Genomic DNA, 24,018 nt, shown 5'->3' with positions numbered 1-24,018 from the left:
CACCCGAGGACACCCGTGCTCCGTCCCGCCCTCCCGCAGCCCGTACCGCTGCCCGCGGCCGTGCCGCCCGGCATCCGCCGCGCGGTGCGGGGGCTGCTGTCCGGGCTGCTGCGCCGCGACCGCCTCGCTCCCCCGCGGGAGCGGGGCGGTCCGGCCGCAACCGCGCCGCCTCCCCCAGCGCCCCCTCCCCCGCCCTACGGGGCCGCGGCGGTCGCGGCCACCGGGGACGGCCCGCTCCCGGACGACCGCCCGCCCACGGTCAGCGAGCTGTACCACGCGCACCGGCTGCGCCTGGTGCGGCTGGCGGTGCTGCTCGTCGACGACCGGGCCACCGCCGAGGACGTGGTGCAGGACGCGTTCACCGCGCTGTACCGGCGCCACGGCGAGCGGATCCGCGAGGTGGACAACGCCCTGGGCTACCTGCGCACCTCCGTGGTCAACGGCTCGCGCTCGGTGCTGCGCCGCCGCCGCACGGCCCGCGCCTGGAACCCGCCCCCGGCCCCGGACGTCCCCTCCGCGGCCGACCACGTCCTCCTCGACGAGTCCCACCGCGAGGTTCTCGCCGCCCTCGGCCGGCTGACGCCGCGCCGCCGCGAGGTCCTGGTCCTGCGGTACTGGGGCGATCTCAGCGAGGCCGAGATCGCCGAGACCCTCGGCATCAGCCGGGGCTCGGTGAAGTCCAACGCGAGCCGCGCCCTGGACGCACTGGAGAAGATCCTGGAGGGCCGGGTATGACCCGCGAGCAACCGTACGGACGCCCGGACCACGACCGCAGGGACGGGCCCCCGGCCGCACCCGGCTCCCCGGACCTGAACGGCGCCGCGGACCTGCACGGCCCCCCGGACCTGCACGGCGCCCCGCCCCACCCCGTGGAACACCGCCTGCGCGCAGCGCTGGCGGCCCGCGCCGAGGGGGTCTCCGTACGGGACCTCCGGCCGGCGGAACCTCCCGGTCCGCACCTGCGGCGCCTCCCCGCCCAACGGCTGCGCCGCTTCGCGCTGCCGCTCGCCAGCCTGGCCACCGCAGCGGCCGTCGCGGCCGGCTACCTCACCCTGCCCGCCGAACGCCCGCACCCGCGCCCGGCCCCACCGGCCGCCCCGCGGGACCTCAACACCCCGGACCCCGACCGGACACCACGCCCGGCCACCCCCACCCCCGCGCCTTCGGCCCCCTCACCGCACCCGTCCTCGGTCCCCTCTTCGGCCACGCCCTCGGTACCGCCTTCGGCAGCGCCAGGAGAAGAGCCCGGCCCGGCCGACCCGAACCCCGACCAGCCCTCGGCACAACCCCCGCCGAGCGGCGCCCCCACTCCCCGCGTCTCCTCCGAAACCCCACCGAACGCCTCGCCGCCCCCAACGCAACCGACCCCACAGCGCCCCTGACCGCTGACCGCCGCGGGCCCTCGCAGGTCCGGCTACGAGTCCGTCAGCAGCGGCCGGACCCGGTCAGTTTCCGGTGGACAGCTGGCTCGACAGGCCCCGGCAGGCCACGGACGACATGGGCCGGGGTCGAGCGGAGCGCCCTCGCGCGCAACGGTCCGGTCGCACCAGTCGCACACCACTGTCACCTGGACACCTGCGGCCTCAAGGGCAGCGGCCGCGTCCTGGGCTGCTTCGAGCCAGTCGGGCCGGGTGACGGCCACGGGCGCACCATCCAGCAGGAGCTTGCTGTCCCAGAGGCTGCGGCCGGTGAGCGTCCGGACCGCACGGACCGCGTCCACCTTGCGGTCCCCCGACCCCGTGACCAGAACCCGGAAGCCCGGCTCTTCCATTACGGGCGGTCCTCCGCACGGGGCCAGTGGCGGCCCTCCACGGCCTCGGCGCTGCGGTTGAGACGGAGCAGTACGTCCTCCAGTGCGCGGATCTCCTCCTGCGACCAGTCGGCGACGACCCGGGCCAGGCAGGAGCGGTTGACCTCGCGGTCCTCCGCGAGCCGGCGCGCGCCCTCGGCCGTGATGCGCAGGTGGCGGGCCATGCCGCCCGCGGGGTCGGCGACGCGCTCGGCGAGGCCGCAGCGCAGCAGGGCGGCGGTCTGGCGGTTCACGGTGGAGGCGTCGAGGGCGAAGGCCTCCGCGAGCTGCCCGATGGACATCGGGCCCTGCGTCTCGATGCGGCACAGGAGGAGGTAGGCGGAGCGGTCCAGCCGCTCGGGGTCGCGCTCGCGGCGCGCCAGCACCTGGTGCCGCGAGAGCAGCATGAGCTCCCGCTCCAGTCTTTCCAGCACGGCGCCTCCCGCTCGCGTTCCCGGCGCTCCATTATTCCGGGCCCCGACCGGCACCCGACATATGCATGATACATATCGTGTGTACGATGCACTTCGGGCTGACCTCGACGGCCGTTGTGGAACTCCACGGAGCTCCCTCGCCGCCGTGGCACCCCGTACACCTCAAGGAACCGCCAGCTGCACTCCGCGCCGCCCCACCCCGCGCCGCCGCCTGCCAGGAGGACCCGCATGACCGTCACCGCCTCCCCCGCCTCCCCTTCCTCGCCCTCCCCCGCGTCCCGCGCGGCCGAGATCCTGTCCCGGCCGGTCTCCCTGAACGGGCTGACCGTCCCCAACCGCATCGCGATGGCGCCGATGACGCGCATGTTCTCCCCCGGCGGCGTGCCCGGACAGGACGTGCGGGAGTACTACGCCAGCCGCGCCGCGGCCGGGGTCGGACTCATCGTCACCGAGGGGACGTACGTCGGCCACGACTCGGCCGGCCAGAGCGACCGGGTGCCGCGCTTCCACGGCGAGGAGCAGCTCGCGGGCTGGGCCGAGGTGGCCGCGGCCGTGCACGCCGCGGGTGGCACGATCGTGCCGCAGCTGTGGCACATCGGCATGGTCCGCAAGCAGGGCGAGGCCCCGTACGCCGACGCCCCCGCGGTAGGCCCCTCCGGCATCCGCGTGGACGGCACCGAGGGCACGGGCCGCGCGATGACCCTCGACGACCTGGACGAGGTCATCGGCGCGTTCGCACAGGCGGCGGCCGCCGCCGAGCGCATCGGCTTCGACGGCGTAGAGCTGCACGGCGCCCACGGCTACCTCCTCGACCAGTTCCTCTGGGAGCGCACGAACCGCCGCACCGACGCCTACGGCGGCGACGCGGTGGCCCGGACGAAGTTCGCCGCGGAGATCGTGGCCGCGGTCCGCGCCGCCGTCTCCCCCGGCTTCCCGGTGATCTTCCGCTACTCCCAGTGGAAGCAGGAGGCGTACGACGCGCGCCTCGCCCACACCCCCGGGGAGCTGGACGCGATCCTCGCCCCGCTCTCCGCCGCGGGCGTCGACGCCTTCCACGCCTCCACCCGCCGCTACTGGATCCCGGAGTTCGAGGGCTCGGACCTGAACCTGGCGGGCTGGACGAAGAAGCTCACCGGCAAGCCGGCCATCACCGTCGGCTCGGTCGGCCTCGACGGCGACTTCCTGCGCGCCTTCGCGGGCGAGGGCGCGGCGCTCGGCGACCTCGACAACCTCCTCGACCGCCTGGAGCGCGACGAGTTCGACATGGTGGCCGTGGGCCGCGCCCTCCTCCAGGACCCGCAGTGGGCCGCGAAGGTCCTCGGCAACCGCCTCGACGAGCTGAAGCCGTACGACGCCGCCTCGCTCAGGACCCTGAGCCGCTGACGAGCGCCAGCCAGATCTGGCACTCCCGGTCCCCGTCGCCTATCTGGTAGTACTGCTCGAGCACCAGGTGGCGGCCGGCCACCTCCCAGACGAGCGAGGCGTTCCCGTCGCCGCTGCGCAGGCAGGGGCTCCAGTGCGGCAGCGGGTCTCCGTAACGGGCCCGCAGCGAGGCTGCGAAGGCGTCGTAGATGCGGCCGAAGCCCTCCTGGATCTTGTCGTCCAGGAAGGGGTACTCCGCTTCCACTTCGGCGGCCAGCCAGGTGCTCGCGAGGATGCGTATCGCACCGTGCGAGGCGGACTCCAGGTCGTACTCGTCCAGTTCCTCCAGGTCGTAGGGGTCGTCGCCGGGACCGAAGATCAGGGACCGGGGGTAGAACGGCCGCGGGGTCTGCTGCTCCAACTCGCTGACGAGGGGCTCCGGATCGGTCTCCGGCGTGAGGCCCGCGGAGAGGTAGCCGACGGGGTCCCCGCTCAGGAAGGCCGGTTCGGGCCGGAAGGTGCCGGGCTCCGCGACCCCGCGCCAGACGGCCCCGCCGCGCGCGTCGCGCAGGACGACGGCGCTGCCGTCGGGGGCGTCCGGGGCCACCCGGCACACCTCGCGGCCATCCCGCCCGACGTACGCCACGTGGCCCTCTTCCGTACGGAAGGGGGCCAGGCCGTGGCCCCCGTCGAAGCCGACGACCCAGCCCTCGTCGTCGGTGAGCGGCTCCGGGTGCCCGACGGGCACGTACGAGCCGTCCGCGGCCCGCAGTACGCCCCACCCGTCGCCCTCCTCGGGCCGGGCCACCGCCGCGCCGCCCGCGTCGAAGTGGTCGACCCACGCGTACACGGGCTCGACGGCCCAAGCCCCGCGCGCGTCCAGGAACCCGCGGGTGTACCCGTCGCCCGCCTTGATCAGACCGTGCGTCGGCTCGCCGGCCAGCTCGCCCGCATGCGTGACCACCGTCCGGCCCCGGTGGTCGACGAACCCGCAGCGGGCGCCGTCGAGTTCTCCGACGGCGTACGCGAGGCCGTTGCCGTCGAAAGCGGACAGGAAGCGGAAGGAGGGCTCCACCACCCACTCCCCCGACTCGCCCAGCAGCCCCCAGTCGTCGCCTATCCGCACGGGCGCCGTACCCGCGGAGTTGAAGGCGCGCGCCTCATCGAAGGCAACGGCCACCGCGAGCCGCCCGCCGCGGTCCACGTACCCCCGCGCCCCGTCCTCCGTCACCACCGCGGCGAGCCCGTTCGGCGCGAAGTGCCCGGCCTCCCGGTACGCACCCCCGATCACGACCTCCCCCGTCCCGTCCGCGTACCCCGCCCCTTCCGCGGTCCGTACGGCGGCCAGCCCCAGCCGGTACTGCCCGGCCGCGGCGAACCGGGCGGGCACGACGACGGCCCCGGCGGCGTCGGCGAAACCCCACACCCCCTCCACCAGGAACCGCGACCGCCCGGAAGCGTCGAACGCCGAAGCCCTCTCGTACCCCGGCTCCCCCCGCCACTCCCCGTCCCCGCCGAGGTACCCCCACCGCCCGTCGAGCCCGGCCGCAGGCGCAGTGAACCCGCCCCGCCCGTCCGCACAGAACACCCCGACGGCCGCAAACTCGGCCCCCCGCACCAGCCGCCCGTCCCCACCGACCAGCGCGAACCGCTCCCCGAACTCCCCGCCACCGGCCACAGGCACGGCATGGGGCGCAGACATCAACATGACGGAACTCCTGAGTCCTGTAAGGGACAAGCCCACGACCGCGAAATGGCCAGCGAGCCAACCACCTCCGAACCCTAAGCCCCGGGTGTGACAGTGAGTGACGACGCCCGCCCCGCTCCACGTCCGGCTGCACTGCCGGGGCAGCCCGGCTACGGTGGCCCCATGGGCGACCCGGAGCAGAACAAGGCCACGGCCAAGGCGTTCTACGAGTTGATGTTCAACGAGTGCCGCCCCGCCGAGGCCATCGAGCGGTACGCGGGCGACACGTACATCCAGCACAATCCGCACGTGGGCGACGGCAAGCAGGCCTTCGTCGACTACTTCGAGCGGATGGCCGCGGAGTACCCGGGCAAGCGGGTGGAGTTCAAGCGCGTCCTCGCCGAGGGCGACCACGTCGTGCTCCACTGCCGGCAGGTCTGGCCGGACGAGGAGTACGCGGGGATCGACATCTTCCGCTTCGACGCGGACGGCCGGATCGTCGAGCACTGGGACGTACTCCAGGTCGTCCCGCCCACCTCGGCGAACGGCAACACGATGTTCTGAGCGCCGTGGGCCCCCCTCAGCCTTGGCAAACCCGTGCCCGGGGCCGTTGCGGCGGCCCCGGGCACGGTGTGGTGGCGGACGGAGGGTGCAGGTGGGGGATCAGGCGAGGCCGAGGCTGATCTGGCGGTTGAAGACCACCCAGCTCTGGCCGCGGTCGGCGGAGTCGCACGGCTTGGTGGAGACGTTCGGGGTGCCCCAGGCGTTGGCGAGGCAGTAGGCCGGGGCGAACGTGAGCGAGATCCGCTGGCCGTCGACGTTCCAGTACTGGCCCTGGTCGTTCGGGTTGCAGGGCTTGGTGGAGACCGTCGCGCTGTTCCAGGTGTTCGCGAGACAGTAGCCGGGGGCGTCGGTCAGGGCGATCTGGTGGCCCGAGACCGTCCAGCGCTGGCCGCGGTCGGCGGAGTCGCACGGCTTGCTCGAGATGTTCGGGGTCTCCCAGGCGTTGGCCAGGCAGTACAGCCCGGGGGTGCGTGCGGCCTGCGGGGCGGCGGCCCCCGCCTGGCCGGCCGGCAGGAGCGAGGCGGTGAGGGCCAGCGCGGCGACGGCGAGAGTCTTGCGGAGGACGTTTCGCATGGCGCGTATTCCATTCTGGAGCCGGTCTGCATATTTCACGCACGACCGGAAAGCGGGGCTATCCGACTCGGTTTCGAGTGCGTGAGAATTAGTACCAGGGGCCGCCGTCCGGCCCATACGGCTACGGCGAACAGTTCACCCGCATCAGGCAGTCGACGGATTATCCGACCAGGTCTCCGCTATGGCCGAAACCCGCTCCGAGCTGGCTATACGCCCGGACCAGGGGAGGCCGGACCACCAACCTCCACCCCACCCTCCCACCTCCAGGAAAAACGTAAATCCAAATCCCGGGGAGTGGACGGAAAAACGTTCCATTCAAGCAGTCGCAAGAAAAGACGGGGCGCCACCCATCACCCCACACAGCCGTAGATAAAAGCCCCCCGACCCCCGCACCCCTAGGGGAGAAAATCGCAATTCCGGAGAATGGCAGGGAATGACAGGAATCGCCTGGCGCGAAACAATCGGGCGACGCCCTCCACGCACCCGCGCCCCGTCCGCGTACGTACGCGCGTACGAGCCGACCCGTCCCCCGAATCCGCCCCGCCGGTGCGTTGCTCCCCACCCGGGGCGCTATACACCACTTGCATGGATATTGTGTGAGATGTGATCGAGTCTGGACGACCGCGGTTCCGCCGGCGCCCCGGCCCGGGAAACCTCGTGCGGCTGTCGCCCGTCGTCCTGACGGTCGTGATCGCCGCCCTGGCCTACACCACTCCCCCGGAGATGGCCTTCAGCCGCCTCCTGCCCGCGGCACCCGCACTGGCCGCCGCCATGTGGCCGGTCCTGCCCACGGTCCTGCTCGGCACGGTCTGCCTGCTGCTGATGATCGGCCTCAGCCTCGTCTTCCCCGACCTCGGCACCTGGTGGACGGGCGCGGGGATCATCGCGGTCACCGTGGCAGCGGCGTACGGCAGCCACGTCCGGCTCCAGCGGGAGCGCACCCTCTTCCAGGTGCGGCTGGTCGCGGACGCGGCGCAGCAGGTGGTGCTGGGCCCCATGCCCCGCCGCTTCGGCGACGTCGAGATCGAGTCGCTGTACGTCGCGGCCGCGGCGGAGGCCCGGATCGGCGGGGACTTCTACGAGGCGGCGGACACCCCGTACGGGGTGCGGCTGCTGATCGGGGACGTACGGGGCAAGGGGCTGCCGGCCGTCGGGGCGGCCGCGGCGATCGTGAACGCCTTCCGGGAGGCCGCGTACGGGGAGCGGGACCTGGTCGGGGTCGCCCGCCGGCTGGACGCGAGCACCATGCGCTACAGCGCCGCCTTCCCCGCCGACGCGGCGCTGGAGCGGTTCGCCACCGCACTCCTGGTCGAGATCCCGCACGGGGGCGGCCGCATCTCCCTCCTGAACTGCGGGCACCCCCCGCCCCTGCTGCGCCGCCGCGACGGGCTGCGCGTCCTCGACCCCGCCGCCTCCGCGGCGCCGCTCGGCCTCGCGGAGCTGATCGGCGACGACTACGGCGTCGACACCTTCGACCTGTCCCCCGGGGACCTGCTGCTCCTGTACACGGACGGCATCGCGGAGGCCCGGGCCGACGACGGCGCGTTCTTCCCGCTGGCCGCATGGATGGGCGGCCGCCCGGCGGCGCCGCCGCGCGCCCTCCTCGCCGCACTCCACCGCGACCTGCTCCGCTACCGCCGCGGCAGCCTCGACGACGACGTCGCAGCCCTCGCCGTACGCCTCCTGGAATCCTGACCCGCCCCACGACCGGTCGGGCCCGGCCCGCCGGTCACCCCCCTGCCCCCGTCTCCGTGCGCACCCAGTCCGCGTACGCCGCGGAGCCCTCGGCGGGCGGGAGGACGAGCCACATCGGCTCGGAGTGGGTGTGGGAGTGCCGCTCACGCACCCAGGCGCCCAGCTCCGCGACCCGCCCGGCGGTGGTCTGGAAGGAGACCCGGTACTCGCGGCCGTGGTGCACCTTGTCCTTACGCCAGGCGAAGGTGGTCATCCGCGCGTCGACGTGCGCCCCGGCCGCCAGCCGCGCCTGCACGGCCCCCTGCGCCAGCTCGTACGCCACCGACTCGTCGTCCACCGTGGTCTGGGCCACCACAACCCCGCCCGCGCCCTGGCCCCCGCTGTCCACCACTCGCTCCTCCTCGCACCGAGTCGCACCCGACCCGCACCCGCAGGCCTCACCCCCATGGAGTCCCCGGAGGACCAACTCGGTTCCACGTGAAGCGCAGAGACGGCACGGACCCTGGCGGACAGGTCGCGGCCGGGTGCGATCCTGGCTGGCCGTACAGCCGACCGAAGGCGGAGACCGAGGCAATGAGCCGACCCCTGCTGTTCCTCGACGTGGACGGTCCGCTCAACCCGTACGCGGCGCAGCCTGAGCGGCGCCCCCTCGGCTATACGACCCTGCGCGTCCCCCGCGACGACGCGAACCCACCGGATGGGGGCGGACCGTCTGCGCGGCGGCGGCCCCTGCGGGTGTGGCTCAACCCGGAGCACGGCCCGGCCCTGCTCACCCTCGGCGACGGCGCCGGTTCTGGTGCCGGCCGAGACGGGGGCGACGGCTACGAGCTGTGCTGGGCGACGACGTGGATGGCGGAGGCCAACCGGTACATCTCCCCCGTGCTCGGTCTCCCCGAGCTGCCCTTCGTCGACTTCGGCGCGGACCTGCTGCGGGAGCGCCCAGACGGGGTCCACTGGAAGACCGACCACCTGCTCGCCCACGCCGCCGGCTGCCCGTTCGCCTGGGTGGACGATGAGCAGGGCGAGCAGGACCACGCCTACGTACACGCGCACCACCCGGCTCCCGCCCTCCTCCACCATGTCAACCCGCGCATCGGCCTGCGGGCCGAGGACTTCCACACCCTCGCCGCCTTCGCCGGCGGCATTGTCAGAGGCGTCTGAGAAGGTGGCGCGCATGGAACCGTTGAGCGTGGTCGAAGCACTGTGGGACCGGATCCAGGCGCGGGACTGGGACGGTGTCGGGGCCTTGGTGGCGGAGGGGGCCGTCGTGGAGTGGCCGGTCACCGGGGAGCGGATCGTGGGGCGGGGGAACTATGTCGCGGTGAACAGCGAGTACCCCGAGGGCTGGGAGATACGGGTGCTGCGGATCGTCGCGGACGGCGATCAGGTCGTGTCCGAGGTGGAGGTGCCGCACGAGGGCGTCGGGGTGTTCCGGGCGGCCTCGTTCTGGACGGTCCGCGAGGGGCGGGTCGTCCGCGGGACGGAGTACTGGACGGGGGTCGGGGAGCAGAAGCGCCCGGAGTGGCGGGTCGCGTACACCGACCTGGTGTAGGAGGCTGCCGACCTGCGGCAGCGCTGCCGCGGGACCTGCTGCAGGGAGGTGGCCCGCAGGTGCAGACGTTCCTGCCCTATCCGTCGTTCGGGGCCTCGGCGGCCGTGCTGGACGGGCGGCGGCTGGGCAAGCAGCGGGTCGAGGCCCTCCAGGTGCTGCGCGGGCTGACCGTGCCGGGGTACGGGTGGCGCAGGCACCCGGCGGTGCGGATGTGGGCGGGGTACGAGGAGGCGCTCGTACGGTACGGGCTCGAGGTCTGCGGGGTGTGGACGGAGACCGGGCGGGCGGACACCTGCGCCGCCACCATGGTGGCGGACCTCCGGAGCCGGCTGCCGGACGGCGGCCCGGTGCGGACGCAGGAGGAGCTGGCCGCCGCCGGGGAGCTGCCGCCGTGGCTCGGGCTGCCGGAGTTCCACCGCAGCCACCGGTCCGCGCTGGTGCGCAAGGACCCGGACTACTACCGGGAGCGGTTCCCGGACGTACCGGACGACCTGCCGTACGTGTGGCCGGACTCGGACCGGGATCCGGACGCGCTGGGAAGGGAGTGAGGGCCAGCGTTGGCGGGCGAGCGGCGGGGGTGTCGACGCGGGGCCGGTGCTGCGGGATGCTGACCGGGGGCGGCGCGTCCGGACGGGCGCGGCGGACGGAGGGGGCTGCACGTGGGCGGTCTGGGCGGGTTGGGCGTGGTGGTGCTGTCGGCGGCCGTGCTGCTGCTGGTCTACCACGGGGTGCGGCGCAGCGGTGCGGGCCTGCGAGCCGCGGTGGCGGTGGGTGCGGTGGCGAACGCCATGGTGCTGTACGGGCTGGCGGCGACGCAGCCGCTGGGGGCCGTGCTGGCCGTGGCGGCGCTGTCGGCCGTGGGCGCGGTGCACGCGCTGGTGGGCGCCGGGCGGGACGGGCTGAAGAAGGTCAGCGTGCTGGACCCGGCGGGGCTGCGCGCACTGGTGGGCACGGTGGCCGCCTCTGAACCACCGCAGCTGATAGGCCTGTTCGTCCCCTACACGGGCGGTCTGATGGTCACGGCGTTCGGTACGGACGCCCGTCCGGAGGGGCGGCAGTTCCGGATACCGCCGGGCGGGTACTGCCCGTTCTGCCTCCTGGAGGAGCAGGCCCGGACCCTGATCCCGGAGGGGCCGGAGGGCGAGGCCCTGCTGACCGAGTACCGGGGCCACGTACACCAGGGCAGCAGCCGCCACCTGCTGATCCGCCGGATGGAACCGGACGCCCCCTGGACCGGCCGCCTCCGCGACCGGGCCGCGTACCGCACGCCCCGCCAGGGTCCTTCCTGCGCCGTGCATGCGCCGAGCCCTCGCTGACGCAGTCCGAATCGGGACGTCACACCGCCTGCGCCGTGATCCACAGCCCGCACAACCCCGTTTGAATCTTGTTAAGTTGTCCTACTCTCGAGCGATCCGGGTGCGTGGGCCCCAGTCGATCTCGACACAGCAGAAGGGGAGCGCATGTCTTCCGCATCCGATCCGTACGAGCACACCTCGACGGCCATGGTCTACGACATCTTCGCCGAGACCGGCAATGAGCTGATCGCCATCTACGTCCAGCGGTACGACGCAGCGACCGAGCAGGCCGAGCGCACGCGGTGGTGGGAGGCTGTGCTAGCGGTACGCGACTGCCGTAGGGCAGTGCCACCGTACGACCGGGACGCGTTGCTCGCGCAGATGGCGACGTGGAAGCGCACGATTGAGGACCTGAAGGCCGGCCGGTGACCGACCCTAGTGCCTATTACTTGACGGAGGCCCAGCTCAAGGCTCGATTCGATGAGCTGATCCGAGATTTCGTCTTCGGTGATTACAAGCCCCAGCGAGAGCCAACACTGGTCTTATTGGGCGGGCAGCCGGGCGCTGGAAAGAGCCAGGCCATGATCGGGGCCATGGAGCGGCACGGCGGCAATGTCGTTCCGCTGACCGGAGACGAGCTCAGACCGTTCCACCCCCGCTATCCCGAGCTCTTACGGGAAGATGCACAAACCCGGGAGACCGCCACCGCTCAGGCCTCCGGGGCCTGGGTGCGGATGAGTATCGAGTATGCGATGGAGCACGACTACTCGCTCGTGCTCGAAGGGGTGTTCCGGGACCCGCAGATGACCATCGGCACCGCGGAGCGCTTCGCCGGGGCAGGCCGTCACGTGGAGGTGGTCGCCCTCGCCGTGCGCGAGGAGACCAGCCGGCTCGACGCACTCGGCCGGTTCCTCGACGGCGGCCGGTGGACACCCCCCGAGCTCCAGGAGCTCGCGTACCGCATGGTGCCGGAGACGGTTGCGGGCGCCGAGCGGAGCAGCGCCGTGCAGCGCATCGTGATCACCGACCGTTCGGGTGCCGACCTCTACGTGAACGAGCGGGCTGCCGGCGGCTCGTGGCAGGACCGGCCTGAGGCCGTACAGGCCCTGCAGGCCAGGAGGTCACAGACGCTGCCTCCCGCAGAGGCGCGCGCATGGCTGGCGAAGCACCAGCGGGTGACCGTCACGATGGCGGTCCGCGGGGAGATCAACGACAAGAGCCGGCCCGTGCTCCGGCAGCTGCTCACGGACGCGGACGCGGTGGCCGCCATGGTCTCGGCCGACGACCGGGACCTGGAGAGGGCGGCCCAGCGGACCACCCGTCCCCTGCTCTCCCGGCTGGTCGAGAACCGGCTCCCGGAGGACTCGGCCCGGCTGCCGGAGTTCCTGCCCGACGCCGCAGTGGCCGGACAGGCGGAGGCCCTGCGCCGCGCCGGTCTCGCCGCGCCGGAACGGGCCGCCGAGGACGCCGTACGGAGTGTCTACGCCGAGGCCCGGGGCAGGCCGGCACAAGGGGCCCAGGGACAGGGGTCCGCCGGAGCGGAGACCGCGGGAGGCACGGCCGTGGCTGCCGCCCGCCTCGCGGCACTCAGCGCACCACGAGGAGCACCGAAGCAGTCGGCGGACCGGGGCGCGGGGCAGCCCGGGGCGGCCCGGGCCGCGGCCCCCGATCCGCACCGGGGACCGGCCCTGTGAGTCGGCCCGGCGGCCTCGGACGCGGGTGGGACGTGTGAGCACCGGCGCGAGGGGTGCCCCGTGAGCAGCCCGCTGGAGTACGGAACCGACCCGTTGAACGAGGCGCTGGGGACCGCCTCGGCACGGGCTTCCGCCCTCCTGGTCCAGCTGGCCGACGCCGCCGCGACGGCTGCTGCTGCGCTGGAGCGGCGCCGGTCCGACGGGGCGGAGCGCCTGCGTGCCGAGGCCGCAGCCGAGCGGCTTCGGCTGCCCACGGCCCGTGTGCAGTGGCAGCGGGCCCTCGACGAGGACTGGCGCGACGCGGCGACCACGGACGAGCTCACCACCGCCTGGGCCGTGGCGCGGCTACGGGTCCACTCCGATCCCGGGGCCCAGGACGCCGCGAACCTCCTGGCGGCCGAACTGACCCAGCGGCACCCCGGAGCCATGCACCTGTACACGCAGCTCCTGCACGCGGCGCACACTCCCGAAGAGGCGATGAAGCAGGCGCACGAGTGGTTCGACCCCAGGGCGGACGATCCGGAGGCCGCGGCCCGCCATCAGACGGCGGTCGGGGTACGGGAGGCCCCTGCCCCGAGCGGCGGCACTGCGGCGGGGGTGGATTCCGCTGGGGTGCTCGCGGCCCGGTTGACGCGCATGGCGAGTCCCCGTCCTGTGGGGTCCGGGCTCGTCTCCGGGTCCGGCAAGGGGCCGGTGCCGCTGAGCTAGGAGCCCCCGATGCACGTCCCCGTACTCCCCCGGGTCCTGGCCGCCGCCGCGCTCTGCGCGGTCCTGGCCGGCTGCGGCGGCCCCGGCGAACCCGGCGGCTCCGGCGGGGAACCCGGCGCCGATGCCGTCCCGGCCGCCAGCCCCAGCCCGCCCGTACTCCAGCCGGATCCCGGCTACCGCCCGCCCGGTCCCGCCCCCTCCCGTACGGCCGCCCCCGCCACCCCCGAGGCCGCCGCCACCGGGTACGTCACGGCCAGCCGTACGGTCAGGGCGGCCGACGCCTCCGCCCCGCCGCGCCGCGCGGAGGAGTACATGCGCCCCGACAACGCCGAGCGCGGCATGGGCCAGCCGGTCTGGGACCCGCCGCCGCCCGGTGCCACACGAGCCCCGGCCGACGTCCGGGCGACCACGACCCGGACGACCCCGACCCGGGCCGTGCTCCGCGTCACCTACGTCCCCGTACTGACCGCCGCGGACGGCACGACCACCCGCGAGGCCCCCCAGGAGCTGTACGTGATCTGCACCCGCCAGCCGGGCGGCACGTGGCTGGTACTCAGGGAGGCCCCGACGCTGGACCCGTGACGCACGGCCCGGGAGCCGTCTCCCCGGCGTGCCAGGTGGCCGGTGTTCCGGGTGCCCGGTGTGCCGGGAGACGGCTCCCGGGCAGCGGACCTGGCCGGCGGGGGTTTCGTCAGCGCAGGGTGAGGACCGTCGGGAACTTGCCGCCTCGGTTGAGGGGGGAGGCGGCGTTGGCCGGGATGTCGTCCATGCTGCCCGAGCGCCAGCCCGAGGCGTCCGCCCAGACCAGGTGCAGGACGCCGTTCTTCACGAGGACCGCCTGCGGGTGGGTGCCGCCCATGTACACCGCCGAGATCGAGGAGACGCCCGCGGCGGAGACTCCGGTGCTGCCGGCGTGCCAGCCGCTGCTGTCGGCCCACACCTGCTGGACCTGGCCGTCCTTGACGATCATGGCCTGGGGGAAGGCGCCGCCGGTGTGGACTCCGGCGACCATGTCGGCCCTGATGCCGTCCATCGAGCCGGCGTGCCAGCCGGAGGCGTCGGCCCGCACCGAGTGGAGGACTCCGCCCTTCAGGACGATCAGCTCGGGGAACTTGCCCCCGCGGTTGAGCGCGGTGACCTGTTCGGCGGTGATGCCGTCCATGCTGCCGATCCGCCAGGCCGTGCCCTCGGCCCAGACCAAGTGCAGGACGCCGTTCTTGACGACCACGGCCTGCGGGTGCGAACCGCCCATGTTCACGGCCGAGATGGCGGTCACGCCCGCGGCGGGGATGCCCGTGTTGCCGTAGTGCCAGCCGCTGCTGTTGCCCCACACCTGCTGGATCCAGCCGTCCTTGACGACCATCGCCTGCGGGAAGGCCTCGCCCATGTCGACCGCGGCCACCAGGTCGGCCTTGATGTTGTCCATCGACCCGGCGTGCCAGCCGGACGAGTCGCCCCAGACCGAGTGCATCGTGCCGCCTGCCGTCACGCCCCCGCAATTGCGGCTGGTGTCCAGGTAGGAGTTGGCGCGGGCGTCGTCGGTGATGTCGGACGGGGCGCCGTTGAAGTACGACTGGACCACGGCGCCGTCGCGGCGCTGTGCGTAGTGCAGGTGCGGCCCGCTGCTGTCGCCGGTGGAGCCGACGTTGCCGATGCGCTGGCCCTGCTCGACGCGCTGGCCGGAGGTGACCGGGGCCGGGCGGATCAGGTGCAGGTACTCGGTCTTCCAGCCGTTGCCGTGGTCGATGACCACCATGTTGCCGCCGCCGTTGTCCCAGCCGGCGTAGCTGACCGTGCCGCCGTACGAGGCGACGACCGGCCGGTCGTTGGAGTTCCAGTCCGGGCGGGTCAGGTCGATGTCGTAGTCGTCGTGGCCCGCGTACGTCGCCAGGCGCCACTGCTCGCCGCAGGGGAACGGCAGCTGGAAGAGCGGGCGCGGCCCGGCGGCCTGCGCGGGGGCGGCGATGGCGAGGGCTCCGGCGAGGGACACGAGGGCGGTGGCGGTGGCGAGCAGTCGCTTCAACGGGGTCTCCGCAGGTGTGTGGGGTGGGTGGCGGCGGTACTGGTGTGAGTACCGTGGCGGTTGTGCGTACGGGGGTGACGCTAGGAAGACCGCACATCGCGGGCTTATCGCAGCGCTATTGCGCATGGGTTGCAGGTATCGGGGGCGGGGCTGGGGGGTCGGGATGGCGGAGACGGGAACGGGACGGGGAACGGGACGGGGAACGGGAACGGACGCCGAGTTCCCGTCCGGGTTCCCGTTCGAGGTGGGGCTGCCGCGGTACGGGCGGCGGCCGGGGGTGCGGCTGCTGCCGCCGCATCCGCGGCGGACGCGGTGGCGGGCGCTGCGGGACTTCTTCCTCGTACGGTTCCTCGCTGAGCTGCCCGATGACGCGCCCGGGGCGCTGGCCGCCCTGTTCGATCCGGTGGCGAAGGCCTGGCGCCTCGCCGTGCGGGTCTGGGCCGGGCCCGCGACGCGGGGAGGCTGGGACGGGGACGCGGGGCGGCTCGTCCTCGCGGTGCACACGGCGTACTGGGTGCGGGACGCCCGGCGGACGGAGGAGGCCGACTGCCTGCTCTTCGTGGCGGACGGCCGGATCGGCGTACGGGCGGCATGGCCGGACCCGGCGGACACGGCCGTGTGCGCGCACGCGGGCGTACGGCGGACCCCGTGGCCCCGGCGGACACGGCGGCGTGTGGACATCGCGTGCGCGGACGGGTCCTGGCTGACCGTACGCGCCTCGGGTGCCGCCTCCGCGGACCGGCTCCGCGCAATGTTGGCGCGGTAAGCGGCGGGCGGGGGCAGCGGGTGCTGAAGGCTAGCCCAGGGCCGTGGCGGTGGCCCGGGCGAAGGCCTCCGGGTTGTCCAGCATGACGTTGTGGCCGCAGGCGGGGATGCCGACCACCGTGACGCCTGCGGCGGTGAGTTCGGGGGTGCCGGGGACGGGGCCGTCGGTCTGGGGGTGGAGGAAGGTGCGCGGGACGTCCAGGTCCAGGAGCAGGGCGCGCATCGTGGGCACGGTGGCCCGGACGAGGTGGACGGCGCTGCGGTGGAGGGCCTCGCGGCCGGCGAGCCGCATCGTGGACCACCAGTGCGGGCCCGCGAGTTCGCGGATCTCCTCCCAGCCGCCCGCGAGGAACTCCTCCTCCGGGATGGCGGCGATCCCGCTGCTGCCTGCGGCCCCGCGGACGGGCGTGAGGGGGTCGAGGATCGCGTCGACGAGCACCAGGCGGGAGACGAGCGCGGGGTGCCGGGCGGCCAGGACGACGGCGACCGAGCCGCCCATGCTGTGGCCGACCAGTTCGCAGCCCTCGACGCCGGCCTCGGCCGGCGCGGCGGCGAGTGCGTCCGCGTGCGCCTCCAGCGTGTACGGGAAGTCCGCGGGCCGGTCGCTGAGGCCGTGGCCGAGCAGGTCGACGAGCAGCGAACGGCGGCCTGCGAGCAGCGGGTGCACCGCGACCCGGGCGAAGTAGGCGGGCGAGGTGGCGCCCAGGCCGTGCACGTACACGCGGGCGGGCTCCTCCCCCGGCAGCTCGACCCAGCGCATCTGATCGCCCCGAGTCGTTACGGCAGCGGCGTACACGGCTCTCCCCCACACTCCGGCGCGCGACTCCGGGCCTTGATACGCGCGCTCCCCCGACCACCGCTGCGGGCAGCGGGGTTGCTCCGGCCCACCAGCCGGCGGCCACCGGCAAGACGGCCACCTTAGCGGCGGACGGGAACGGCGCCCGCGCCGGCTGCCGCTTCGGCTTCGAGTCGGGGGCAGCCCTTCCCCGCTCGCCGGGTGCTGTCGGAAACGGCCAAGTTGGCCGTGGGGAAGTGGTGGTGGGGATTCCGGATTGAGGGGGGTGGGGTGGGGCCGGTGGGGGTGGGGGTTGTGGGTGGGGTGGGGTGTGGGGTGGTTGCGGGGTGATCGCGGGGTGGTCATGGAACGGTCACAGTGCGGTCTTGCGGTCGTCAAACTCCGGGGCCGTCACGTGGCTTGAAAGCGGTGGATGGGGCGGTTCGGCGGGGGTGCCGTGGTTGATCACCGCATTTCCCGGCTCACATACTGCGCTCACCCCGGCCGACCGCAGCTCTGCGCCCCTGGCCGGAATGACACCCCACCCCACCCCATCCCAAGCTCCTGGGGGAGACTTGCGCGCACATGTGAAGACGGCAGGCGCCTTCACCGTCACGGTGGCCACTTCGGTGGCGCTCGTGGCAGGAATGACCGGGCCGGCCACGGCGATCGGCTCGTACACGGCGGCGACGGCGGGGCCGCTCTCGGCCTCCGGCTCAGGCTCGGGTACCGCCCGGATCGGCGGCAACCAGCGGATCCAGCTCCTCACCGGCGACCGCGTCGTCGTGGGCCCCGGCGGCCGGGTGGTGGGCTTCGAGGCCGCCGCGGGCCGCGAGCGGATACCCGTACGGATCCAGCGCACCGGGGACCGCACCCTGGTGGTGCCCGCCGACGCGGAGCGCCTGATCGCCGCGGGCACGCTCGACGAGCGGCTCTTCGACATCGGCGTGCTGACCGACCCCGCGCTGCGCAGGAGCCACCGCGACGGGCTCAAGCTCATCGTGCAGTACGCGGACGCGGGCAGGGCGAAGGACAAGGCCAGGGCCGGGATGCGGGCGGGGGGCGGTGCGCAGGTGCTGCGTACGCTCCCGGCGCTCGGCGCGGACTCCGTGCAGGCCCCGCCGGACTCCGCGGCCGCCGTGTGGGAGGCGCTGACCGACCGCGGCCGGGGCGGGATGCGCGCCGCCGCGGCGGGTGTCTCCCGGGTGTGGCTGGACGGGGTCCGCAAGGCGAGCCTGGACCGCAGCACGCGGCAGATCGGCGCGGACCGGGCCTGGCAGGCCGGGTACGACGGCAAGGGCGTGCGGATCGCCGTCCTGGACACCGGTGTGGACAGCACGCACGAGGATCTGCGGACCCAGGTCAAGGGCGAGAAGAACTTCTCCGACTCCCCGGACGCCAAGGACCGGGTCGGGCACGGTACGCACGTGGCCTCGATCGCCGCCGGCACCGGCGCCCGCTCGGGCGGGAAGTACAAGGGCGTGGCCCCGGGTGCCGAGCTGATCAGCGGCAAGGTGCTGGGCGACCACGGCTTCGGGGACGACTCCGCGATCGTGGCGGGCATGGAGTGGGCGGTCGCCGAGGGCGCGGACGTGGTGAACCTGAGCCTCGGCAGCCCGGACTCCCCCGGCGTGGACCCGCTGGAGGCCACGGTGAACAGGCTGACCGCCGAGAAGGGGGTGCTGTTCGCCATCGCCTCGGGCAACGAGGGCGAGACCGGCCCGTCCTCGGTGGGCTCCCCGGGCAGTGCGGACGCCGCGCTGACCGTCGGCGCCGTGGACAAGGACGACAAGCTGGCGCCGTTCTCCAGCACCGGCCCGCGCGTCGGCGACGGCGCCGTGAAGCCGGACGTGACGGCCCCGGGCGTGGCCATCGCCGCGGCTGCGGCGGCCGGCAGCGCCATCGACGTCCGCCCCGGTACGCCGCACCCGGCCCCCGGCTACCTCGCGATCGACGGCACGTCGATGGCGACCCCGCACGTGGCGGGCGCCGCAGCGCTGCTCAAGCAGCGCTACCCGGCGTGGAAGGCCGCCGAGCTCAAGGGCGTGCTGGCCGGCTCCACCAAGGGCGGCGCGTACACGGCCTTCCAGCAGGGTTCGGGCCGCATCCAGGTGGACCGGGCACTGGACCAGACCGTGATCGCCGAGCCGGTCTCGCTGGCCTTCGGCACCGCGAGCTGGCCGCACGCCGACGACAAGCCGCGGACGAAGAAGCTCGCCTACCGCAACCTGGGTGCGAAGGACGTCACCCTCGCGCTGTCGGTGGCCACCCTGGACCCCTCGGGCAAGCCCGCCCCGGCCGGCTTCTTCACCCTGGGCGCGAGCACGCTGACCGTGCCCGCCGGGGGCCGCGCGGAGGTGGCGCTGACCGCCGACACGCGGATCGGCACCGCCGACGGCGCGTACTCCGGGTACGTCACCGCCACCGCGGGCGGGCAGTCCGTCCGTACGGCGGCCACGGCGGTCCGGGAGGCGGAGTCGTACGACATCACGCTGCGGACCCTCGGCCGCGACGGCGCCGACGCCGCGAGCTACACCAACACCCTGATCGGCGTCGCGGGCCTCGGCGCGGGCTTCCAGGCCCGGATCGACAGCAAGCCCGGCGCGCAGAAGATCCGCGTGCCCAAGGGCTCGTACATGCTCAACACCTCGGTGTACCAGGACCCCTCGGACCTGGCGAAGGGCGCCGACTGGATCGCGCAGCCGAAGCTGGAGGTGAACCGCGCCACGAAGATCACCGTGGACGCGCGGGCCGCGAAACCGGTGGACCTGACCGTTCCGGGCCTCAGCAAGGCGGACTGGGCGGGTACGTACTACGAGCGCGCGACGGACATCGGCCGGGTCGGCAACGGCTGGGTGCTGCGCGGGTTCGAGGGCTTCCGCACGGCGCACGCCGGTCCGGCGGTCACCGACGGCTCGCTGCTGCAGACCTGGGACGCGCACTTCCTCAAGGGCGCGAAGGCCCAGTACGCCGTGGCCTTCGGCGGGAAGCAGCAGAAGGTCGCGACCGGCTTCACCAAGCACGTGAAGGCTTCCGAACTGGCGGTCGTGAAGGTGGCCGTGGGTGCCTCCGCCCCCGGCAAGGCCGCCCTGACCGCGCCGTTCCCGCAGCTGCCCGGGGCGCCGGAGGGCAACGGCTTCTCTTCGCGCCAGCCCGCTCCGGGCACGCGCACGCTGTACGTGTCCACGGCAGACGCGGTCAAGTGGGTGACCCGCTCGGAGCAGTACGGTGCGCCCGACGAGCACGGCTTCCCGACCTTCGACAGCAACCAGGAGACGGTCGCCCCGAAGCGCTACGAGGCCGGCCGGACGTACCGGGAGACCTTCAACACCGGTGTCTTCGGGCCGATGCTGAACAAGAAGCTGGGCGTCTTCCGCACCGCGCCCGACCCGGACACGGGCGAGCAGCACCTCGTCGGGGCGGTGCCGCTGTTCACGGACGGCGCGGGCCACGCGGGCTCCTCGGCGTACACCGCGGCCCGTACGACGCTCTACCGCAACGGGGTCGAGGTCGCCCGCAACAGTGACCCGCTGAGCGGCTTCGAGCCCTTCGCGGTCGGCGCGGACGACGCCGAGTACCGGCTGACCGCCTCGGTGAAGCGCCCGGCGAAGAACGCCCGGGTCTCGACGCGCATCGACGTGGCCTTCGCCTTCCGCTCGAAGCAGGTCGCGGCCACCACCGCCCTGCCGGTGTCCACGGTCCGCTTCGCGGCCCCCGTCGACCTCGCCTCGCGCGCCCCGGCCGGCCAGGAGGTCCGGATCCCGGTGACGGTGCAGGGCTCCGCCGCGGGGAGGAACCTCAAGGCGCTCGCGGTGGCCGTCAGCTACGACGGCGGCCGCACCTGGCAGCGCGTCGCGGTCGAGAACGGCGCGGTCACGGTGAAGAACCCCGCGAAGGACAAGGGCATCTCCTTCCGCGCTCACGTCACGGACAAGCAGGGCAACAAGTCCGCGGTGACGATCCAGAACGCCTACCTGGGCAAGTAGGCAGCAGAGCAAACGGGCTGACAGCCCGTCACTTCGGGGAGGTCCCGGCCGCGCACTCGGCCGGGGCCTCCCCTCTGCCGTTGCCGGGGCTGTCGGCCCCGCGGTCCGCCGGGTCCGGCAGCGGGCTGCGCAGGGCGCTGCGCCCGCGGTCCCACGCGCCGCGGATGTGGTCCGCGAGGCGGTCCTCCAGGAACAGGGTGGCGGCGCAGCCGAAGGCGACGTCGGCTTCGAGTGCGGGCTCATCGGCGAGGAGGCCCCCGACGACCTCGTGCCGTACGACCTGCTCGTGCACGGCGTCGGCGGTCACGTGCTCGGCGTAGAACTCCTCGGCGGCGGGGCCCGCGGAGCAGCGGCGCATGGCCGCGGCCATCCGGCGGGAGCCGGGCGGGGAGGTGACCTCCACACAGGCGAAGTGCCCGACGAGGGCTCCGCGCAGGGCGCGGTGCAGGCCGAGGAGGGACATCAGGTTGACGGTGGCGAGGAGGGCGGCCGGGGCCCGGTCGAGGTAGCGGCCGTACACGGGGTCGAGGCCGAGGTCGGCCATGAGGGCGGCGAAGAGGCGGGCGTGGATCCGTTCGGGCCGGGCGGCGCCGAACTCGTCGTACTCGATGGCGGCCATGGCGGCCTTGGCGCGGCCGGTGAGCCGGGGGATCACCCAGACGTGGGGGTCGGCCTCCTTGAGGTGGTAGAGCGAGCGCAGGGCGGCGTACTCGCGCAGCTGCCACAGCTCGCCCCCGGTCGCCAGGCGGTGGCTGAGGCTGCCGGAGTGGTCGAGCGGTTCGACCAGCAGCGGGGCGAGGGCGACCTCGGCGGTGCGGGGGGCATCGGCCAGGTCGGTGCGCAGGGCGCCGAGGAAGCGGTCTTCGAGCGCCCGGCGCAGGTGCAGGAGGGCGGGATCCCATTCGCGGTCGTCGTCCACGCCTTCGAAACCGCGGTAGTGGAGCTCGTAGAGGAGGTAGAGGGCGAGTTGGACGTCCTCTCCGTACGGGTCGGCGGCGCGGACGGCGTCCTGTACGTCCGCGGGGCCCGCCGAGTCCCCTGCGTCTCCTGCGTCCGTTCCGGCCCCGGTCCCGGACCCGGTGAGGCGGGGCGGGCCGCCGGAGCGCAGGGCGCGGACCACGGCCGCGGAGAGGTGGCCGCGGCCGTCGGCCGGCAGGCGGGGTCCGGGGGCGGCGGGGGTGGCGGTCGGCTCGGGGGCGGTGGTCTCCGCGGATGCGGCGGCGGGCATGGGGGGCTCCTGTTCTCTGGTCCGTCGGCGCTTGGGGCCGGGCTCAGGCGCGGCGGCGGTGGCTGGTGTCGCACCAGGGGTACGTGCGGCTGCGGCGGCAGGTGCAGACGGCGACGGCGAAGCGGTCGGAGCGGGCGACCGTGAGGTCGTCGAGGACGATCTCCACGGGGCCCTCGACCACCACCGGGCCGCCGGGCTCCACGCTGACGCGGCGGGCGGCGGCAGGCGCGGGGCCGGACCCCGCGCCCGAATCCGTCCCCGGGTCCGCAGCCGTCCCCGGGTCCGCACCCCCGTCCGTACCCGCGGGGCGGTCAGCGGGCGCGGGCACGGATGATCACCAGTTCCTCCCGGTCCTCGTCCGCGGCGGCCAGGCCGCGGGCCTCCAGCCAGGCCCGGCGGGAGCGCAGCACCGGGCCCCAGGGGACCAGGCAGCGCGAGCGCACCCCGGCCTCGAAACCCGCCCCGCGCAGCCGGTCCACGGTCTCGTGCGCGCTGCACATCCCGGAGTGCACCATCAGCAGTACGCCGCCGGGGCGCAGCAGCGCCGGGGCCGCCGCGCAGATCCGGTCCACGAGGACGCGCCCGTCGCGGCCCGCGTCCCAGGCCCGGCGGCGCCCGTGGCGCGGCAGTGCGCGCCCGGGGGCGGGGACGTAGGGCGGGTTGGCGAGGACCAGGTCGTAGCGGCGGCCGCGGGTGCGCTCCGCGAAGTCCCCGTGCAGGGCGCGCAGGGGCAGTCCCCGGCGCAGGGCGTTGAGGCGGGCGGTCAGGACGGCCGCCCAGGAGACGTCCACGGCGGTGACGCGGGCGCCGCGGTCCGCCGCGAGGAGGGCGAGGGCGCCCGTGCCGGTGCCGATGTCGAGCACGTCCGTGTCCGGGCCGACGTCCTCCTCGTGCAGGGCCCGGCCGAGGAGGCCGGTGTCCCCCTGCGGCCGGTAGACGCCCGGCAGGGCGATGAGTCCCGCGGGCAGCACGCCCGCGGTGAGGGCGGTTGTGGACACCTGGCACCTCCGTGGTCCTGGGCAGCGGGTCGCCGGGACCGGACCGGTGGGGCGGCGGTGCGCGCCCGGCCCGTCCGGGTCCCGGTTCTCTCGCCTGCCCCGTACCGGCCGCCTCATCCGTACCGGTGGCGGATCTTCGGAGCATCCGACGGGCCACGGGCCGGGGCGGCGGTACGGCCCGGGGGGTCCGGGGGGTCCGGGAGGCGGTCCGGCCCCCGGGGCGGCAGGGCCCGTCAGGCGTTCGCGATGACCAGGAGGGTGCGGGCGGGGTGCGGGCCCGCGAGGCGGCAGCGGTGCGGCACCTCGCCGCGGTGGTGGGCGCTCTGGCCGGCGCGCAGGGTGAGCGGCTCCTCGCCCTCGATCTCCAGGACGATTTCCCCCTCCAGGACGTACAGGAGGTCCTCGCCGGGGTGCTCGAACCAGCCGCGCTCTCCCTGGCCGGGGGCGAAGTGGTGCTCGTACGCCTCCATCCGGGAGCTGCGGCCGCCGGGGATGAGGACCCGGGCGATCTGCCCCGCCGCCTCTTCCACGCGGATGACCTGCGGGTCCTCCTCGTGGCTGACCGCGCCGGGCCGGGCGGGCGGGCGCAGGAAGGTGCCCGGGGAGACGTCCAGGGCCTCGGCGATCCGGTAGATGGAGCTGAGGCTGGGGGTGGCGAGGCCGCGTTCGAGCTGGCTGAGGAAGGGCTGGGAGAGGCCCGAGCGGGTGGCGAGGACGGCCATGGAGACCCCGCTCCGTTTGCGGCAGCTCCGGATCACCCGTCCGACCTCGATCGCCTCGGGCGTGGGTTCGGGTCGAGACACGCAGGTGAACGTACCCCATGGCGGCAGGGGGGCCGGAGGCGCCCGACAGGTTTCGCACGCCCGCAACACTCCCTTCATAAGCGTGGT

Annotated in this window: 26 protein-coding genes; 15 read left to right on the top strand and 11 right to left on the bottom strand. The window is 74.3% G+C overall.

Translation table 11 applies throughout. The features are described from left to right. Positions 1-15: 15 nt before the first annotated feature. Positions 16-735: an RNA polymerase sigma factor gene (locus ACZ7JZ_RS30410; RefSeq protein ID WP_470944969.1), complete on the top strand. Its 720-nt coding sequence runs from the start codon at positions 16-18 to the stop codon at positions 733-735. Next, positions 732-1,382 (top strand): hypothetical protein, encoded by a 651-nt coding sequence (locus tag ACZ7JZ_RS30405; protein WP_470944968.1) that lies wholly within the window; start codon positions 732-734, stop codon positions 1,380-1,382. The genes ACZ7JZ_RS30410 and ACZ7JZ_RS30405 overlap by 4 nt, the downstream gene beginning before the upstream one ends. Positions 1,383-1,414: 32 nt before the next feature. On the opposite strand, the gene ACZ7JZ_RS30400 is transcribed toward ACZ7JZ_RS30405, so the two are convergent. Both ACZ7JZ_RS30400 and ACZ7JZ_RS30395 read right to left on the bottom strand, forming a co-directional pair. Then, a complete protein-coding gene (locus ACZ7JZ_RS30400; RefSeq protein WP_470944967.1) occupies positions 1,415-1,771 on the bottom strand; it encodes a ribosomal protein L7/L12 in 357 nt (118 codons plus the stop codon). Continuing rightward, positions 1,771-2,196, bottom strand: a complete 426-nt coding sequence (locus ACZ7JZ_RS30395) for a MarR family winged helix-turn-helix transcriptional regulator (RefSeq protein ID WP_470945049.1) — start codon at positions 2,194-2,196, stop codon at positions 1,771-1,773. Before ACZ7JZ_RS30395 ends, ACZ7JZ_RS30400 begins: the two co-directional genes overlap by 1 nt. Before the next feature lie 255 nt (positions 2,197-2,451). Here ACZ7JZ_RS30395 and ACZ7JZ_RS30390 point away from each other — a divergent pair, with 255 nt between their 5' ends. Beyond that, the gene (locus ACZ7JZ_RS30390) at positions 2,452-3,606 is read left to right on the top strand and encodes an NADH:flavin oxidoreductase (protein ID WP_470944965.1); all 1,155 of its coding nucleotides are present in this window, start codon (positions 2,452-2,454) and stop codon (positions 3,604-3,606) included. On the opposite strand, the gene ACZ7JZ_RS30385 is transcribed toward ACZ7JZ_RS30390, so the two are convergent. Then, positions 3,587-5,293 (bottom strand): WG repeat-containing protein, encoded by a 1,707-nt coding sequence (locus tag ACZ7JZ_RS30385; RefSeq protein WP_470944963.1) that lies wholly within the window; start codon positions 5,291-5,293, stop codon positions 3,587-3,589. The two genes, ACZ7JZ_RS30390 and ACZ7JZ_RS30385, sit on opposite strands and share 20 nt — an antisense overlap. A 162-nt stretch (positions 5,294-5,455) precedes the next feature. On the opposite strand from ACZ7JZ_RS30385, the gene ACZ7JZ_RS30380 reads away from it, so the two are divergent. Next, positions 5,456-5,836 (top strand): nuclear transport factor 2 family protein, encoded by a 381-nt coding sequence (locus ACZ7JZ_RS30380; protein ID WP_470944961.1) that lies wholly within the window; start codon positions 5,456-5,458, stop codon positions 5,834-5,836. A 99-nt stretch (positions 5,837-5,935) separates the two neighbouring features. On the opposite strand, the gene ACZ7JZ_RS30375 is transcribed toward ACZ7JZ_RS30380, so the two are convergent. Then, a complete protein-coding gene (locus ACZ7JZ_RS30375) occupies positions 5,936-6,409 on the bottom strand; it encodes a ricin-type beta-trefoil lectin domain protein (protein WP_470944959.1) in 474 nt (157 codons plus the stop codon). A gap of 657 nt (positions 6,410-7,066) precedes the next feature. Here ACZ7JZ_RS30375 and ACZ7JZ_RS30370 point away from each other — a divergent pair. Then, on the top strand, positions 7,067-8,104 hold the full coding sequence (locus ACZ7JZ_RS30370; protein WP_470944957.1) for a PP2C family protein-serine/threonine phosphatase: 1,038 nt from the start codon (positions 7,067-7,069) through the stop codon (positions 8,102-8,104). Between the two features lie 34 nt (positions 8,105-8,138). Here the strand turns inward: ACZ7JZ_RS30370 and cutA are convergent, their stop codons facing one another. Then, positions 8,139-8,495 carry a divalent-cation tolerance protein CutA gene (gene cutA, locus ACZ7JZ_RS30365; RefSeq protein ID WP_470944955.1) on the bottom strand — a complete coding sequence of 119 codons (357 nt, stop codon included), beginning with the start codon at positions 8,493-8,495 and terminating at the stop codon, positions 8,139-8,141. A 182-nt stretch (positions 8,496-8,677) separates the two neighbouring features. On the opposite strand from cutA, the gene ACZ7JZ_RS30360 reads away from it, so the two are divergent. The 8 genes from ACZ7JZ_RS30360 (at position 8,678) to ACZ7JZ_RS30325 (ending at position 13,935) form a co-directional block, all read left to right on the top strand. Continuing rightward, positions 8,678-9,265 (top strand): hypothetical protein, encoded by a 588-nt coding sequence (locus ACZ7JZ_RS30360; RefSeq protein WP_470944953.1) that lies wholly within the window; start codon positions 8,678-8,680, stop codon positions 9,263-9,265. A 13-nt stretch (positions 9,266-9,278) separates the two neighbouring features. After that, positions 9,279-9,656, top strand: a complete 378-nt coding sequence (locus ACZ7JZ_RS30355) for a nuclear transport factor 2 family protein (RefSeq protein WP_470944951.1) — start codon at positions 9,279-9,281, stop codon at positions 9,654-9,656. Positions 9,657-9,715: 59 nt separating this feature from the next. Beyond that, complete coding sequence (locus ACZ7JZ_RS30350) at positions 9,716-10,204, top strand: MSMEG_6728 family protein (RefSeq protein ID WP_470944949.1); 489 nt, start codon at positions 9,716-9,718, stop codon at positions 10,202-10,204. A 111-nt stretch (positions 10,205-10,315) separates the two neighbouring features. Further along, positions 10,316-10,972, top strand: a complete 657-nt coding sequence (locus tag ACZ7JZ_RS30345; protein WP_470944948.1) for a hypothetical protein — start codon at positions 10,316-10,318, stop codon at positions 10,970-10,972. Between the two features lie 144 nt (positions 10,973-11,116). Beyond that, positions 11,117-11,380, top strand: coding sequence for a hypothetical protein (locus ACZ7JZ_RS30340; RefSeq protein WP_470944947.1), 264 nt, complete (start codon positions 11,117-11,119; stop codon positions 11,378-11,380). Further along, on the top strand, positions 11,377-12,645 hold the full coding sequence (locus ACZ7JZ_RS30335; protein WP_470944945.1) for a zeta toxin family protein: 1,269 nt from the start codon (positions 11,377-11,379) through the stop codon (positions 12,643-12,645). Before ACZ7JZ_RS30340 ends, ACZ7JZ_RS30335 begins: the two co-directional genes overlap by 4 nt. Before the next feature lie 60 nt (positions 12,646-12,705). Further along, positions 12,706-13,353: a hypothetical protein gene (locus tag ACZ7JZ_RS30330; RefSeq protein WP_470944944.1), complete on the top strand. Its 648-nt coding sequence runs from the start codon at positions 12,706-12,708 to the stop codon at positions 13,351-13,353. Between the two features lie 9 nt (positions 13,354-13,362). After that, a complete protein-coding gene (locus tag ACZ7JZ_RS30325; RefSeq protein ID WP_470944942.1) occupies positions 13,363-13,935 on the top strand; it encodes a hypothetical protein in 573 nt (190 codons plus the stop codon). A 109-nt stretch (positions 13,936-14,044) separates the two neighbouring features. Here ACZ7JZ_RS30325 and ACZ7JZ_RS30320 read toward each other — a convergent pair whose 3' ends face one another. Beyond that, positions 14,045-15,376: a M23 family metallopeptidase gene (locus ACZ7JZ_RS30320; RefSeq protein WP_470944941.1), complete on the bottom strand. Its 1,332-nt coding sequence runs from the start codon at positions 15,374-15,376 to the stop codon at positions 14,045-14,047. Positions 15,377-15,620: 244 nt separating this feature from the next. On the opposite strand from ACZ7JZ_RS30320, the gene ACZ7JZ_RS30315 reads away from it, so the two are divergent. Continuing rightward, positions 15,621-16,142: a hypothetical protein gene (locus tag ACZ7JZ_RS30315; RefSeq protein ID WP_470944938.1), complete on the top strand. Its 522-nt coding sequence runs from the start codon at positions 15,621-15,623 to the stop codon at positions 16,140-16,142. 30 nt (positions 16,143-16,172) lie between these two features. Here ACZ7JZ_RS30315 and ACZ7JZ_RS30310 read toward each other — a convergent pair whose 3' ends face one another. Then, a complete protein-coding gene (locus tag ACZ7JZ_RS30310) occupies positions 16,173-16,937 on the bottom strand; it encodes an alpha/beta fold hydrolase (RefSeq protein ID WP_470944937.1) in 765 nt (254 codons plus the stop codon). Positions 16,938-17,563: 626 nt separating this feature from the next. Between ACZ7JZ_RS30310 and ACZ7JZ_RS30305 the strand changes: the two genes are divergently transcribed. After that, the gene (locus ACZ7JZ_RS30305; RefSeq protein WP_470945047.1) at positions 17,564-20,902 is read left to right on the top strand and encodes a S8 family peptidase; all 3,339 of its coding nucleotides are present in this window, start codon (positions 17,564-17,566) and stop codon (positions 20,900-20,902) included. A 28-nt stretch (positions 20,903-20,930) separates the two neighbouring features. Here ACZ7JZ_RS30305 and ACZ7JZ_RS30300 read toward each other — a convergent pair whose 3' ends face one another. The 4 genes from ACZ7JZ_RS30300 to ACZ7JZ_RS30285 all read right to left on the bottom strand — a co-directional run bounded on the left by ACZ7JZ_RS30300 (position 20,931) and on the right by ACZ7JZ_RS30285 (position 23,931). Continuing rightward, the gene (locus ACZ7JZ_RS30300) at positions 20,931-22,130 is read right to left on the bottom strand and encodes an iron-containing redox enzyme family protein (protein ID WP_470944935.1); all 1,200 of its coding nucleotides are present in this window, start codon (positions 22,128-22,130) and stop codon (positions 20,931-20,933) included. 43 nt (positions 22,131-22,173) lie between these two features. After that, positions 22,174-22,458, bottom strand: coding sequence for a CDGSH iron-sulfur domain-containing protein (locus tag ACZ7JZ_RS30295; RefSeq protein WP_470944932.1), 285 nt, complete (start codon positions 22,456-22,458; stop codon positions 22,174-22,176). After that, a complete protein-coding gene (locus tag ACZ7JZ_RS30290; protein WP_470944929.1) occupies positions 22,442-23,128 on the bottom strand; it encodes a HemK2/MTQ2 family protein methyltransferase in 687 nt (228 codons plus the stop codon). The genes ACZ7JZ_RS30295 and ACZ7JZ_RS30290 overlap by 17 nt, the downstream gene beginning before the upstream one ends. A gap of 233 nt (positions 23,129-23,361) precedes the next feature. Further along, positions 23,362-23,931 (bottom strand): helix-turn-helix domain-containing protein, encoded by a 570-nt coding sequence (locus tag ACZ7JZ_RS30285; RefSeq protein ID WP_470944926.1) that lies wholly within the window; start codon positions 23,929-23,931, stop codon positions 23,362-23,364. Positions 23,932-24,018 lie beyond the last annotated feature (87 nt).

The sequence above is a fragment of the Streptomyces sp. NPDC038213 genome (assembly GCF_055600495.1).
Note: the sequence above shows the minus strand (reverse complement) of the source record. Positions and strands in the feature narration are given on the sequence as shown.

Excerpts from the sequence above, each read along its gene's own strand:
- ACZ7JZ_RS30305 (WP_470945047.1), top strand. The coding sequence starts at position 17,564 with ATGACCGGGCCGGCCACGGCGATCGGCTCGTACACGGCGGCGACGGCG.
- ACZ7JZ_RS30300 (WP_470944935.1), bottom strand. The coding sequence starts at position 22,130 with ATGCCCGCCGCCGCATCCGCGGAGACCACCGCCCCCGAGCCGACCGCC.
- ACZ7JZ_RS30355 (WP_470944951.1), top strand. The coding sequence starts at position 9,279 with ATGGAACCGTTGAGCGTGGTCGAAGCACTGTGGGACCGGATCCAGGCG.
- ACZ7JZ_RS30405 (WP_470944968.1), top strand. The coding sequence starts at position 732 with ATGACCCGCGAGCAACCGTACGGACGCCCGGACCACGACCGCAGGGAC.
- ACZ7JZ_RS30375 (WP_470944959.1), bottom strand. The coding sequence starts at position 6,409 with ATGCGAAACGTCCTCCGCAAGACTCTCGCCGTCGCCGCGCTGGCCCTC.
- ACZ7JZ_RS30385 (WP_470944963.1), bottom strand. The coding sequence starts at position 5,293 with ATGTTGATGTCTGCGCCCCATGCCGTGCCTGTGGCCGGTGGCGGGGAG.
- ACZ7JZ_RS30360 (WP_470944953.1), top strand. The coding sequence starts at position 8,678 with ATGAGCCGACCCCTGCTGTTCCTCGACGTGGACGGTCCGCTCAACCCG.
- ACZ7JZ_RS30395 (WP_470945049.1), bottom strand. The coding sequence starts at position 2,196 with ATGCTGCTCTCGCGGCACCAGGTGCTGGCGCGCCGCGAGCGCGACCCC.
- ACZ7JZ_RS30340 (WP_470944947.1), top strand. The coding sequence starts at position 11,117 with ATGTCTTCCGCATCCGATCCGTACGAGCACACCTCGACGGCCATGGTC.
- ACZ7JZ_RS30380 (WP_470944961.1), top strand. The coding sequence starts at position 5,456 with ATGGGCGACCCGGAGCAGAACAAGGCCACGGCCAAGGCGTTCTACGAG.
- ACZ7JZ_RS30400 (WP_470944967.1), bottom strand. The coding sequence starts at position 1,771 with ATGGAAGAGCCGGGCTTCCGGGTTCTGGTCACGGGGTCGGGGGACCGC.
- ACZ7JZ_RS30325 (WP_470944942.1), top strand. The coding sequence starts at position 13,363 with ATGCACGTCCCCGTACTCCCCCGGGTCCTGGCCGCCGCCGCGCTCTGC.
- ACZ7JZ_RS30390 (WP_470944965.1), top strand. The coding sequence starts at position 2,452 with ATGACCGTCACCGCCTCCCCCGCCTCCCCTTCCTCGCCCTCCCCCGCG.